This window comes from Chryseobacterium sp. FP211-J200, from assembly GCF_001643375.1.
In the GTDB taxonomy this organism is placed as follows: domain Bacteria; phylum Bacteroidota; class Bacteroidia; order Flavobacteriales; family Weeksellaceae; genus Epilithonimonas; species Epilithonimonas ginsengisoli.
This window is the reverse complement of record NZ_LSHB01000006.1, coordinates 1-14,282: the sequence shown is the minus strand read 5'-3', so window position 1 is coordinate 14,282 and position 14,282 is coordinate 1. Positions and strand designations below refer to the sequence as shown.

Annotated in this window: 8 protein-coding genes; 5 read left to right on the top strand and 3 right to left on the bottom strand. The window is 37.2% G+C overall.

Translation table 11 applies throughout. The features are described 5' to 3' along the window. Nucleotides 1-18 precede the first annotated feature (18 nt). The 3 genes from AXA65_RS01835 to AXA65_RS01825 form a co-directional block, all read right to left on the bottom strand. The gene (locus AXA65_RS01835; protein WP_063968431.1) at nucleotides 19-1,023 is read right to left on the bottom strand and encodes a helix-turn-helix transcriptional regulator; all 1,005 of its coding nucleotides are present in this window, start codon (nucleotides 1,021-1,023) and stop codon (nucleotides 19-21) included. Nucleotides 1,024-1,107: 84 nt separating this feature from the next. Continuing rightward, the gene (locus AXA65_RS01830) at nucleotides 1,108-1,443 is read right to left on the bottom strand and encodes a HopJ type III effector protein (RefSeq protein ID WP_063968430.1); all 336 of its coding nucleotides are present in this window, start codon (nucleotides 1,441-1,443) and stop codon (nucleotides 1,108-1,110) included. Continuing rightward, nucleotides 1,440-5,435, bottom strand: coding sequence for an AAA domain-containing protein (locus AXA65_RS01825; protein WP_063968501.1), 3,996 nt, complete (start codon nucleotides 5,433-5,435; stop codon nucleotides 1,440-1,442). Before AXA65_RS01825 ends, AXA65_RS01830 begins: the two co-directional genes overlap by 4 nt. Before the next feature lie 227 nt (nucleotides 5,436-5,662). Between AXA65_RS01825 and AXA65_RS01820 the strand changes: the two genes are divergently transcribed. The 5 genes from AXA65_RS01820 to AXA65_RS01800 all read left to right on the top strand — a co-directional run bounded on the left by AXA65_RS01820 (nucleotide 5,663) and on the right by AXA65_RS01800 (nucleotide 14,055). After that, nucleotides 5,663-7,048: an RtcB family protein gene (locus AXA65_RS01820; protein ID WP_063968429.1), complete on the top strand. Its 1,386-nt coding sequence runs from the start codon at nucleotides 5,663-5,665 to the stop codon at nucleotides 7,046-7,048. A 229-nt stretch (nucleotides 7,049-7,277) separates the two neighbouring features. Beyond that, nucleotides 7,278-10,268: a type I restriction endonuclease subunit R gene (locus AXA65_RS01815; protein ID WP_063968428.1), complete on the top strand. Its 2,991-nt coding sequence runs from the start codon at nucleotides 7,278-7,280 to the stop codon at nucleotides 10,266-10,268. Beyond that, nucleotides 10,261-11,454, top strand: coding sequence for a restriction endonuclease subunit S (locus tag AXA65_RS01810; protein WP_063968427.1), 1,194 nt, complete (start codon nucleotides 10,261-10,263; stop codon nucleotides 11,452-11,454). Before AXA65_RS01815 ends, AXA65_RS01810 begins: the two co-directional genes overlap by 8 nt. A gap of 64 nt (nucleotides 11,455-11,518) precedes the next feature. Next, on the top strand, nucleotides 11,519-13,129 hold the full coding sequence (locus AXA65_RS01805) for a type I restriction-modification system subunit M (RefSeq protein ID WP_063968426.1): 1,611 nt from the start codon (nucleotides 11,519-11,521) through the stop codon (nucleotides 13,127-13,129). Nucleotides 13,130-13,320: 191 nt separating this feature from the next. Then, complete coding sequence (locus AXA65_RS01800; protein ID WP_063968425.1) at nucleotides 13,321-14,055, top strand: hypothetical protein; 735 nt, start codon at nucleotides 13,321-13,323, stop codon at nucleotides 14,053-14,055. Nucleotides 14,056-14,282: the final 227 nt, after the last annotated feature.

The following is a 14,282-nucleotide window of genomic DNA, read 5'->3' as shown; positions in this document are numbered from 1 at the left end:
GCAAATAGTGCGCCAAGATCAATCTTCATTTTCATAATTATTAAATGCTTCCTTCAGACTTTTATGGATCCTCTGTTTCAACTTTCTCGGCGCCAAAACTTTTATGAATTCGCCCATGCCCAAAATCATTCTTTCCAATTCGAAATTCAGCTGGACACAGATCTTGAAAGTGGTTCCATTTTCATCTTCTTCCATAATCACCTGACTGTGATGAAAAGGCTTTGTTTTCACATAAGGTGCATGTTTTTTGGTGATAAAAAAAATGACATTCTGAGGCCTTTGCGTTTCCGAAACGGTCGCACCAATTACTTCTCCGAAATAACGGTCTGCATTGAAATCTTTGTCAATATATTCCGCTTTCTCATCAATCTCAATTTCCTCTATCCTGTCCAAAGCGAGATTCATAATGCTGTTCTTATGAAAACAGATGAGAAACCAGCGGTTGTTATACTCTTTCAACAATTGCGGATGAACGGTCAGAACATTCATTTCCCTCGCCTTGAAACTCTTGTAGCAGATTTTCAAAACCTTTTTGTTCAAAATACTTTCGTACAAGATGTCAATGTACTCCAACCCTTTCAACTGCTCATTTTTATCAAGATGGATGATGGATTTTTGATTCGTCGATTGTATTGAATCTTCCAGCTTTTGAATCACACCATTCATATCTTTGAACATCGAAAAATCTTTGAATTGCTTCAAAATTTGAACTGCATTGTTCATCGCTTTCAGATCATTTTCATTGACTGAGATCTGATGGATGCTGTACTCCGGATCACTGTATCTGTAATATCTTCTTTCGTAAACCTCGATTGGCGCTTCATAACCAAACTTCTCACTTCGCATATTCTGCAGATCGAGTTGAACGGTTCGTTTGCTTACAAAAGATTCTTTGCCTTCAAATTCAAACAACGCCTCGGAACATTCTTCCATAAGGTCTTCCAAAGTATATTTTTTGTACTTGCTTTTCAGACATTTGTCCAAGGTTTTGTAGCGGATAAGAGCATTTTTGTTGGATGACATAAAGCAATTATAAATGATGAATTATAAATGATTTTAGATTAATATTTTTCAACCATTTAAATTCTAAGTTCTAAGTTCTAAAATCTAACTTCTTCTCTTCAAAGCCTCACCTTCGAACGAAATCCCGTCCCAACCAAACTCCATAAAGTTTCTGATATTTTGATGGTCATTTCCCTCAGGATTCTGTAAAACATCTGTTCTGTAAAAGTCGCCGAACAAAGCCAAAGTCTCATCTTTCGAAAGTGCATTCAACTTTGCAAAACTGAAAACCTTACACGAACCATTATTTTGGTCAGCTTCATTGACTGTATTTCCATTCGTAAATTTTGTTGGCGTAAAGTCGTAATGCTCATCGATGAATGCAATAGCATCTTTAAACTGAATCTCGCCCGCTGATTTTTCTAATTGTTCAAATATCATAGTAATTTTTTATTTATTTTTTGAATTTCGTTATCCAGATTCTGCCAAGCATTCTGACTCCAAATTCTGACATACTCAAAACCCGAATTCTTCAACACTTTTTCTTTGTGAAGATCTTCCAGATAACCTAATTGGTCTGCGTATTTCTCTTTGCTCATACATTCCACGACCACAGATATATTCCCTTCTTTTTCAATGAGAATATCAAATTGGTAACCACCAAATTCAATATTTTTTGACAATTTGTGATTTGAAAAGTCGTTTTGCAATCGGTCAAAGATATGGTCAATAAATAGATTGGATTCGCTACTATCATTAGATTGTTTCGAATATCCAAACTGATCCAAAACATTCAGAATTTCAATTCTTCCATTCTCATTTTCCTCACTCACTGCTTTACAATAAGCCAAATAAGCGTAGAAAACCGCTTTCCGATTGTTGGAGCCTTCCTGCTGCAAAGCATCTTTATAATTAGAAAAAATCTCTTCCGGGATCGAGTTGCAGATGTAGATCTTTTCTTTGGCCCTGGTGATGATCACATTCAACAACTTGTAACCTTTCGTGTGATTCACCGGCCCAAAACTCTGAATGAATTTCCCACTAGCTTTCCGCCCGTAAGTCGTAGAAATAATAATGATATCTCTTTCGTCACCTTGGATATTTTCAAGATTTTTAATGAATAATCCCGCCGATTCCAATCCCTGAATTCTCTCTTTGAAATGTTCATTTTCGGGCAGACTTGCTTTTTGCACGATCTTTCTTTTAATATAATTCCGTTGTGAGATATTGAACGTCGCAATTCCCACCGATGGATAATTCCCATCTTTCAAAGGCTGAATGCTCTCCAAAATCTCCAAAACTTTATCCGCTTCTTCTTTATTTGTATGGTCATCAAAAATGCCGTCGATCTGGAAAAACTCGATGGGTTTATTTTCAGATTTTGTAGGAAGTGGTTTTAGCCTCGAATTATAAAATGCGTGGTTGGAAAAATCGATCAAATAAGGATGTTTGGAACGGTAATGGAAATCCAGATGGTTCTTTTCATAATTATTTTCCATCGCATAATCCAACAGCGATTCGATGTTCAACATGGCATTTTTGTACGTGATGACCTCGGTTTCAGATTCGATATCATCCTCGTCTTCAATGGTTCCATCAAACACTTTACTGAAATAATTGGAAGGTGGCATTTGATGTTCGTCGCCCGCAATGATCACGTTTTTTCCTTTTAAGATCGCTGGCAGATTGTCTTCGAGTTTCAACTGACTGGCTTCATCGAAAACGACATTGTCAAAATAGAAATTCTTACCCTGAAAAAGATTACTACACGCATCTGGTGTTGTCAAAATAATGGGAAAGAAATGCGTAAAAAGGTCTATATCTTTCTGAACAATTTGTCTCAAAGTCAGTCTTTTGTGATTGATACTACTTCGTTTATTATACAGATTGGCAACGGTCACATCTTTGTTATTTTGCTCAAATTGCTTCACCGAATTCTGCTGAGAAACGTTCCAAAAATACTGCACAAAACTCTTCTGAGAAATCCCTAATTGCTTGATCTTCTTAGCAATTTCCTCATAATTTTTCTCACTGAAATTCAGTTTCGGGTCCGAATAATAATTGAGCAACAACGGATAATAAGCCGAATAAAATGTCGGCTTCCAATTTTTGATCGGATACAATTTTTCCAAAATCGACTTTTGAAAATCGGAAAGCGAATAATAAAAAGTAAACCAACTAAACTCTTTAAACAAAGGATTCTCTGGATTATTTCTGTAAGTTTTATAAAGATTTAAAGTGTGATCAATATAAGTTTTGAAGCCTTGATAAGTATTCCCAAAATCCAGATTGTTCACCCAATGATCATTGGAAATCGTCTTCCTCAATTGCTGGATCTTTTGCGAGATCGTTTCAGTTTCACGACCTGAAATCACGGGATCAAAGGCATTAAGAAAATCAATCTCTGTAAAACTTGTTTCTAATTTCGACAAAAACTCTGACTGTATTTCCTGCACTTTCTGCCGATAATGGATGATCTCATTTCTATTATTCCAAAGATCATCAGACAAATTGATGACCGGAAAAAATTCCTTCAAACTAATTTGTTTCACCAATGAACTCAAGTCTAGCAATTGTTTCTGAGTCTTGATCTTATTTTTCTTGCTTGATGAAAACAGCGCCGTCAATTTGTAGAAAAAGCCATTCGTAATTTCAGGATTCAATTCTTCTGAATTTTGATTTAAAGTCGAGGTCAAAACTTCGGTTTCATTGATGTAGTTAGAAACTTCCTGCAGATTCTTCCCAAAATCCTGTTTCCGCTTTTCTTCATAGATTGGTTTGAAATTAGCAATCAAAACTTCAATTTCCTTCCAAGAATTCTCATAATTCTGAAAAGCCGAATCCAAATTCTGCTGACTGCTATGGAAATTATCTTTGATCAATTTTTCAGGATCAATGAACGTCGAAGATTCAAATGCTTTAAAATCCTGATAGAGTTCTTCCCCATTTTCCAGAACATTCTCAATCACTTTGAACTCATCATCAGAAAAATAAAACTTCAAATCTTGCAGATTGATATTGTCTTTAGAATCCTGAAAGGTCAACAGATTCCCGACAATCTCCGTCCAGTTTTTCCCTGGAAGCAACTCAGAATTCAACTGCTCGTGGACAGCGTTGATCGTATTTTTATGCTGAGAGATTTCCGTCAGTTGATTTTGCAGTGATTGCTCAGAATAAGGTTGGATTAGCTTTTTAAAATCTACCGAGTCGATCGTATTCCGAACCGAATCTACCACCAACTTTCTATCAGTTGATGCATCTTTGATCATAATGCTATAGCGCCCCAGACCCAACTTTTGCAACGCATTGTAAAGCACTTCCAGCGCCGTTTGCTTTTCGCAGACCACGATGGTTTTTTGTTTGTTTTCCAGGGCATTCAGCAAAACAGCGGTCAATGTTTGACTTTTTCCCGTTCCCGGTGGACCCTGGATCAATATTTTAGATTGAGATTTCAACGACTCCAAAATCCCCTGTTGCGAAGGATCCGTTTCTACAGAAGTAATAGATTGGAAACTGCCTTTCGTGAAATTCTCCGACGGTTTGAAGTCCTTCTTCAAAGTCTCATAATCATTGATGATATTCTGCTTCTGAACTTCGAAGATGGAGAAAACACCAGATTTCATGATCACCGAATCACCTTTATTAGGAACACGATTTTCATAAGAAGCTTTGGCTTTTATAAATAGGATCTCTTCATAATTATTAAGAATAAAATCCAGATTCTGCGTGATCTTCAGTTGATCCAGTAAGCTTTGACAGATTTCCTGTAATTCGGGTTTATCGATCTTTCCATCGGCCAGCATTTCTTCCGATATTTGTTTGATGGTAATGCCAGAATCACTTTGCAGATGGTTGATGAGCACCTCATTCACATAGATCGGGTCATCTTCCGTCCTGCTGATCTCCCAGGTATTCATCTCTTTGACAGCTTTTATCGTCACAGACCATATCAGGATGGGCGATGCAGAGATATGTCCGTCCATATCTTTCCGGATCAGGATCGGAAAACCAAAACCCAAAGAATTCACGCCTTTCTCAGACTGGATCACCTCATTTTGGAAGATCAGATTTTCCAGGCTGGTCGTCAGCTTATCCAGCGTGCTCAGTTTATCTTTCTCTTGGGGAACTTCCGCAATTGCAGAATTGGGAAACAACTCTTCATCGATTTTCCCCTCGTCCTCCAGGAGATAACTGTCATTCTTAGGGGTTTCGGTCGTTTTTTGATGGACAGAAAATTTGAAATTCACATTTTTCTGCGTCAACAGATCGATGATAAAATGCTCTGGCAAACTTTTACTGATCTCCGACAACCGCGCAAGGTCAAATTTATACCTCGAGTTTCCGGGAATCGCATTCAGGTGAACGCCTCGCCTGTTTCCGGTTTTGAGCTTGTTTTGAAAGGCCTGAAAGATCTCCGAATTCAAATTCTCCATTGTGCTTTTTAAAAAATTTTCATTAAATGTATAAAAAATTTCAGATACGCAAAAACATTGCGCACTTACACTTTTACTTTGCATCATCAAATAACGACAAAACAACTTAAAAGCTGAAAAACCCGCAACCCGACTTGAGTGGAAATCCTTTTTTGTGGCTGGAAAAGCTAAGGCAAAAAGATTGGGAACGGAAGGCGGAATAGTTGCCCAAAATAAAAAATAAAACAATGACTACAATCACAGGAAACGAATTGATCGCTTTAGGATTCACACCAAAGAAATGGTTTGCAGAAGCCTTGGAACACATCAATGAAAATCAATTAAGCGAAACCGAAATGTTGGACTATCTCGAACCATTCCGCGCACCAGACCCGATCCCACTCCATTCCGAGCCTCAGGAGTTCATCATCAACATCAAAGCGGAAAACGATAGCGAAAATGACAATGTTGAAAAAGTCATCAACACAATGAAGGTCTTGATGAAAACCCCAACCTTGGTCAGCGGTGCCATTATGCCGGACGCTTGCCCTACAGGTCCCGAAGGCCACATCCCGGTAGGCGGTGTGGTGGTAGCGAAAAATGCCATCCATCCGGGATTTCATTCTGCAGACATCTGCTGTTCCGTGATGTTGACCGATTTTGGAAAGGCAGACCCAAAGACGGTTTTGGACACCGCGCATTCCATCACGCATTTCGGTTACGGCGGTAGAGATCGAGGGTCGCAAATGCCGATGTCGCAGGAATTGATGGACGCCTTCCGGGAGAATTTCTTTTTGAATGACGAGAGACTCATCAGCATCGCCCGTTCGCATATGGGAACGCAGGGCGACGGTAACCACTTTTTGTTCGTCGGGATTTCTAAAAATACAGGAAACACAATGTTGGTCACGCACCACGGTTCCAGAGCGCCCGGCGCAATGTTGTACGACAAAGGGATGACAGTCGCCAACCGTTTCCGAATGGAACTTTCGCCGGAAACCTTGAGGGAAAATGCGTGGATTCCCTACGAGACCGAGGAAGGAAAACAATATTGGGAAGCCTTGCAACTCATCAGAGATTGGACGAAGGAAAACCACGAAGCCATCCACAACATGGTGTTAGAAAAACTAAATATCGAAAAACAAGACCGATATTGGAACGAACATAATTTTGTATTCAGAGATGGTGATCTGTTTTACCACGCGAAGGGCGCAACACCGCTGGACGACAAATTTTTGCCCGACATCACAGGCCCGAGGTTGATTCCTCTGAATATGGCGGAACCTGTGTTAATCGTCTCCGGAACTACCAACGGCAGAAATCTCGGTTTTGCACCACACGGTGCGGGGAGAAATTTCAGCAGAACGCAACACAAAAAATCCCTGGCCCACAAAACCATCGACGAAGTGTTCGCCGAAGAAACGCAAGGTCTCGACATCCGTTTCTTCTCCAACGACATCGACATCTCCGAACTCCCAAGCGCCTACAAAAGTGCCAAAAACGTAAGAGCCCAAATTGAGGAATACGGACTTTGCGAGGTTCTGGATGAAGTGATGCCCTATGGTTGTATTATGGCAGGCGATGTGGGGAAGAATGCGCCTTGGAAGAGGAAGAAGAAGTTCAGGAAAGCTTAGTCTTTTTTATTTCTTAAATACAATTAAATAATTCCCTTTTTTTCAGAGGGAATTGTTGCTTATAGACTTTTTAAGCACTTTATCTAATACAAACATTTTAATATACCTAATAATAAGAAAACTTAAATTTAGGTATATTTGAAACTCAAAAATAAAAAGCAGATTTTACGTTTTTTAGTGTAGATTTTACTTCCTTTTATTGTTTCTAACCTTTGATGAATAAAAATAAATGACTAAAGAAAATCAAATTGAACTAAGTTTATTAAATAAACTTTCAGATTTAAAATATATCAACCGTCCCGATATTAGGGATCGGTTTTCTCTTGAACAAAACTTTCGTGAAAAGTTTGAGAGCCTAAATAAGGTACGCTTAAGTAATGCAGAGTTTGCAAGACTGCGTGATGAAATTATTACACAAGATGTTTTTGCAGCTTCAAAAATACTTCGTGCAAAGAATTACTTTCAGCGTGAAGATGGAACTCCCTTGCATTATACTTTGGTAAACATTAAAGATTGGTGTAAAAATGATTTTGAAGTTATCAATCAGGTTAGGATAAATACTGAAAATAGCAATCACCGTTATGATGTCATTATTCTGATTAATGGTTTACCTGTTGTTCAGATTGAATTGAAAGGCATCAGTATATCGCCAAGACAGGCAATGCAACAAATTGTTGATTACAAAAACGACGCAGGAAATGGTTATACCAATTCATTAATGTGTTTTATGCAATTGTTTATTGTAAGCAACCAATCAAATACTTACTATTTTGCCAATAATAGGAACCAGCATTTTCAATTCAATGCAGATGAACAGTTTTTACCTGTCTATCAATTAGCAGATGAAAGCAACAAGAAAATCACGAATCTCGATTTGTTTGCTGATAAGTTTTTAGCCAAATGTACTTTAGGCGAAATGATTTCCAAATATATGGTCTTAGTTGAAAGTGAGCAGAAGCTTTTGGTAATGCGACCATATCAAATCTATGCTGTAAAAGCTATTGTAGATTGTATTAATCAAAATCGTGGCAACGGTTACATTTGGCATACGACCGGAAGTGGAAAAACATTGACTTCTTTTAAAGCGTCAACATTGTTAAAAGAAAATCCGGAAATTGATAAATGTTTATTTGTCGTTGATAGAAAAGATTTAGACCGACAAACGCGCGAAGAATTCAATAAATTTCAAGAAGGAAGTGTTGAAGAAAATACAAACACAGAAAGCTTGGTAAGAAGATTACTTTCCTCTGATTATTCAGATAAAGTGATTGTTACTACAATTCAGAAATTAGGTTTGGCTCTTGATGATAAGAAAAATTACAAGGAAAGATTAAGGCATTTAAGTGATAGCAGAATGGCTATTATTTTTGATGAATGCCATCGTTCTCAGTTTGGAGAAAATCACAAAGCGATTAAAGAATTTTTTCCTAAATCGCAATTATTCGGTTTCACAGGAACTCCAATCTTCGATGATAATTCCAGCTATACGATTCGTGAAGGTGAAGAAGCTACTTACAAAACAACCGAATCAATTTTCGAAAAAGAACTGCACGCTTACACTATAACGCACGCGATTGAAGATAGAAATGTACTGCGTTTTCATATTGATTATTATAAAGGACAAGGTGACGCAAATCCTAAACCTGGCGAAGCTATTTCTCAGCAGGCTGTAGTAGATGCTATTTTAGAAAAACACGATGCTGCAACCAATCACAGAAAATTCAATGCGGTTTTTGCAACGGCATCTATCAATAATGCTATTGAATATTACCGTCTGTTTAAACTCGCCCAACAGAAAAAAGTAGAAGCTGACGAAGATTATATTCCTTTAAATATTGCTTGCGTTTTCTCCCCACCCGCACAGTTAATGGCAAAGGACGGCGAACAGAAAAATGCTGATGACATCAAGCAACTTCAGGAAGATCTACAACAGGAAAAATTTGACAACCAATCAAATCCTGAAGAAAAGAAAAATGCATTGATTGAAATTATTGATGATTACAACAAGCAATTTGGACAAAATCACAACATCAACGAGTTTGATGGATATTACCAAAATGTACAGGCACGTATAAAAGAACAGAAGTACAGCAACAAAGACTATCCACATAAAAACAAAATAGACATTACCATTGTAGTAGACATGCTATTAACAGGTTTTGATTCAAAATTCCTGAACACTTTGTATGTAGATAAAAACCTGAAATACCACGGATTAATTCAGGCTTTTTCCCGTACAAACCGTGTACTGAATGACACAAAACCTTACGGAAATATTTTAGATTTCCGCTCGCAACAGGAACAGGTGAATCAGGCTATATCTTTATTTTCAGGTGAAAAATCTGAAGACAAAGCCATTAAAATCTGGATGGTTGATCCTGCGCCAATAGTTATTGAAGAATACAAAAAAGCGGTAGAAGCTTTGGGTGTATTTATGCAGGAAAACAATTTGGTAAATGAACCTTCAGAAGTATACAATCTGAGAGGAGACGCTTCTAAAATTGCTTTCGTTAAAAATTTCAAGGAAGTACAACGTTTGAAAACAGAATTAGACCAATATACCGATTTAGACGAATCTCAAAAAGAAGTGATTGAAAGTATTTTGCCGACCGATCGTTTGCTTTCGTTTAGAAGTTCCTATTTAGAGACAGCCAAACAGTTTAAAGCCATACAGGACAAAGAAGGCAATAATGCTCCTGAAGATATCCAGCAACTGGATTTTGAATTTGTATTGTTTGCCTCTGCGGTGATAGATTATGATTATATAATGAATCTAGTGGCAGACAACCTGCAGATGAAACCGTCTAAACAAAAAATGAGCAAAGACGAAATCCTCCGCTTATTGAGTGCTACTGCCAATTTGATGGAAGAGCAGGAAGATTTAGCCGATTATATCAATAGCCTTGATTGGAACAAAGGGCAAGATGTAGATAAATTACGCAACGGTTACCAAAAATTTAAAGAAGAAAAAAACGATAAAGTATTAGCCGACATTGCCACTGCTCACGGTTTACAAACTGCCGACGTAAAAGTATTTGTAGCCAGCATTATGAGCCGATTGATTTTTGATGGTGAAAAACTAACCGATTTATTGGAACCTTTAGAATTGAATTGGAAAGAACGTAGCGTGAAAGAACAAGCCTTAATGACTGACCTAATACCTTTATTAAAAAAACAAGCCCAAGGGCGAGAAATATCTGGATTGACAGCTTATGAATAATGAAACAAATAAATTAATTCCTGAATTACGCTTTCCTGAGTTTGCGAATGATGGTAATTGGGAGGAAGAAATTATAGAAAATATAGCTAAAGCAGAAAGTTCAAGTATTGCTTTAAATAAACTTGAGCTGAAGAAAGAAGGTTATCCTGTATATGGAGCAGACAGTATTGTAGGCTTTATAGAAAGCTATCAGCACGAGCATAATTATATTTCGATTGTCAAAGATGGTTCTGGAGTTGGTAGGTTAAATCTTTGCAAGAGTAAATCAAGTATTTTAGGAACGCTTGTCGCTATAAAAGCAAAAGACAATAAAAAGTACAATCTAAATTGGATATATTATCTTCTAAGTTCGATTGATTTTTCCTCATATATTAAAGGTAGTGGAATACCTCATATCTACTATTCGGATTATAAGAATGAAAATGTATTTGTTCCCAACCAAGATGAACAACAAAAAATAGCCTCTTGCCTTTCCTCTTTAGATGAATTAATAACCGCTCACACCAATAAATTAGAAACTTTAAAAACCTACAAAAAAGGATTGATGCAAAATCTTTTTCCACAAGAAGGAGAAAAAGTACCGAAATTGAGGTTTAAAGAGTTTGAGAAAGATGGAGAGTGGTCGGAAGATAAATTAGGAAATATTGGAAATCCATCAATGTGTAAACGCATATTTAAAGAAGAAACAACTTCTGATTCAATTAATGGAATACCATTTTATAAAATAGGTACATTCGGAAAACAAGCCGATTCATACATATCCAAAGAAATTTATGAAGAATATAAAAGTAAATACTCATTCCCTAAGAACGGAGAAATACTTATTTCCGCATCTGGTACAATAGGAAGATTAGTTGTGTATGATGGAGAACCTGCTTTTTTCCAAGATTCAAATATTGTTTGGATAAGTAATGATGAAAGCAAAGTAAAAAACAAATTTCTTTATTATGTATACTCACTACTAAATTGGCAAACTTCTGATGGAGGAATTATTCAGAGATTATATAATGCAAATTTAAAGGGAATGGTAATTTCATATCCAGAAAATTCAAAAGAACAACAAAAAATAGCCAACACCCTTTCCTCTTTGGATAATTTAATCAAAGAACAATCTACCAAAATAGAGCAATTAAAATCACACAAAAAAGGATTAATGCAAGGGTTGTTTCCTAAGGTGAATAATTAATATAAGAGTACATTAACTGAAATAGCGCAAGAATTACAAGCTACGAAAGAAAGAATAATTGAAAATGACACAAAAAGAACAACAACAATTAGGTAAAACCCTTTGGGATATAGCAGATAATTTACGTGGGGCAATGAACGCCGATGATTTTCGGGATTATATGCTTTCGTTTCTTTTTCTTAGATATTTATCTTCCAACTACGAAGAATCGGCAAAAAAGGAATTAGGAAAAGATTACCCTCAATTAGAAGATGATGATAAGCGAAATCCTCTAAGTGTATGGTATGCAAATAATGAAAGTGATGTTGTTGAATTTGAAAAACAAATGCGTAGAAAAGTGCATTATGTTGTACAGCCACAACATCTTTGGAGTAGTATAGCAGAGATGGCCCGTACGCAGAATGATGATTTATTAGAAACATTAGTAAGAGGATTTGATTATATTGAAAATCAATCATTTGAAAACGCTTTCCAGGGATTGTTTTCAGAAATCAATTTAAACTCCGAAAAATTAGGAAAAACACACACCGACCGAAATGCTAAACTCTGTGTGATTATTCAGAAAATTGCAGAGGGTATCAAAGATTTCTCTACTGACTCAGATACATTAGGCGATGCTTATGAATATTTAATTGGTCAGTTTGCAGCCGGTTCCGGTAAAAAAGCCGGAGAATTTTATACGCCACAGCAAATATCTTCCATTCTTTCAGAAATTGTAACCTTAGACAGTCAAGACCCTACACAAGGTCCGAAAATCAGACTGGAGAAAGTTCTGGACTTCGCAAGTGGTTCGGGTTCTTTACTTTTAAATGTGAGAAAGCGAATTAAGGAAAATGGTGGAAATGTAGGGAAGATATACGGTCAGGAGAAAAATATCACCACCTATAACCTAGCCAGAATGAATATGCTTCTGCACGGTATGAAAGATACCGAGTTTGAAATATTTCACGGCGATACACTACTGAACCAATGGGATGAGTTAAACGAAATGAATCCTTCTAAAAAGTTAGAATTTGACGCCATTGTTGCCAATCCCCCATTTAGTTTGCGTTGGGAACCCAATGAAGCGATGGCGGAAGATTTCCGTTTCAAAAGTTATGGTTTAGCACCAAAGTCAGCGGCTGACTTTGCTTTTCTATTACACGGCTTTCATTTCCTGAGCCAAAACGGAACGATGGCAATTATTTTACCTCACGGTGTATTATTCCGTGGCGGTGCAGAAGAAAAAATAAGAACCAAACTATTAAAAGATAATCATATTGATACCGTAATTGGTTTGCCTTCCAATCTGTTTTATTCCACAGGAATTCCTGTTTCTATTTTAATTTTAAAAAGATGCAAAAGGTATGAAGATGTCCTTTTCATCAATGCCAGTGACCATTTTGAAAAAGGCAAACGCCAAAACACGCTCAGCGAAGAACATTTCGATAAAATTATAGAAACTTATAAATATAGAAATGAAGTTCCAAGGTACTCCAAAAGAGTATCAATGGAAGAAATCGAGAAGCAAGGATATAACTTAAACATTTCTCGCTATGTCAATACTTCTGTTGAAGAAGAAAAAATTGATTTAAGAGAAGTGAATTTGAAACTTGTAGAAATTAATAAAAATATAAAAGCTGCTACAGATAGACATAATGAGTTTTTGAAGGAATTAGGATTGCCTCTAATATAACGTTGCAGGAACTTTTGTTACAAAGTCCATCACAAGTTGATGGATTTTTTTTTCCTACTTCCTTTTATACACCAGCTTTTCTCCTTCCAATTTAACACAACATTCAACAATCCCCAAAAATCCCCCCAATCTATTGCCATATTCAAAATAATTTTTAAATTTGAAATAATAATTTTAAAAACGCAAATATTATGTCTAGTACCTCAGAAGTAGGGCACGCCAAAAACGTAGCCAACCTACAAAAACTCACAGAGCAAGTTTCCGTTTACACACTTTACAACCCTCCGGTAGCCAGTCTATCAGTCCCCAATCTTCAAGCTCTTTACACCACAGCAGCAGCCAAACTTTCCGAAGTCGAAGAAGCAAGAAATGCCAACAAAAACGCCATCGCCCTGCGCCAGGTAGCTTTCGAAAACCTAAAACCAACCTCCACAAGAATTATCAATCTCTTAGACATTTTAGGTCTGCCAGAGGGAACGCTCAATCAGGCAAAAACTTTAAACCGCACGATCCAAGGCACCAAAAACAAACCAAAACCACCCACAGAAAATCCCGAAAGCGGACAGTCTTCATCCAATAACCCAATTTCCACTTCCCGCCAATCCTACACCCAGCAGGCAGAAAATTTCGGCATACTCTTGCAGTTGCTCGCCACCATTCCAGCCTACACACCCAACGAAGAAGATTTGATGCTAGAAAATCTCACCACCTACCACAGATCATTGGTCAGCACCACCCAACCCGTAGACCAAACCGAAGCCGAACTCAAAGTCAAACTCATAGAAAGAAACCAGATTCTCTACACAGAAGGCACCGGACTCTACGACATCGCCCAAAACGTCAAAAAATACGTCAAAAGCATTTATGGCGGCACCTCCCCGGAATACGCCAACGTATCATCAATCAAGTTCACAGAACCCAAATAATAGACAGCCATTTCAATCGTCTATTCGGCAAGCTTATTTTTATAATGCCACATCCTGTCAAGATATTTGGACAGGATGTTTTTGTTATTATGTACGGCTCGCATTGTCATCCTGAGGCTCTCGAAGGATTCTTAATAAAGAAAATCCTATTTTAATACAAATCTTTCATATTCTTCCATCTGGAGCTTATATTCTTACATCCGGAAATTATATTCTTGCATCCGGAA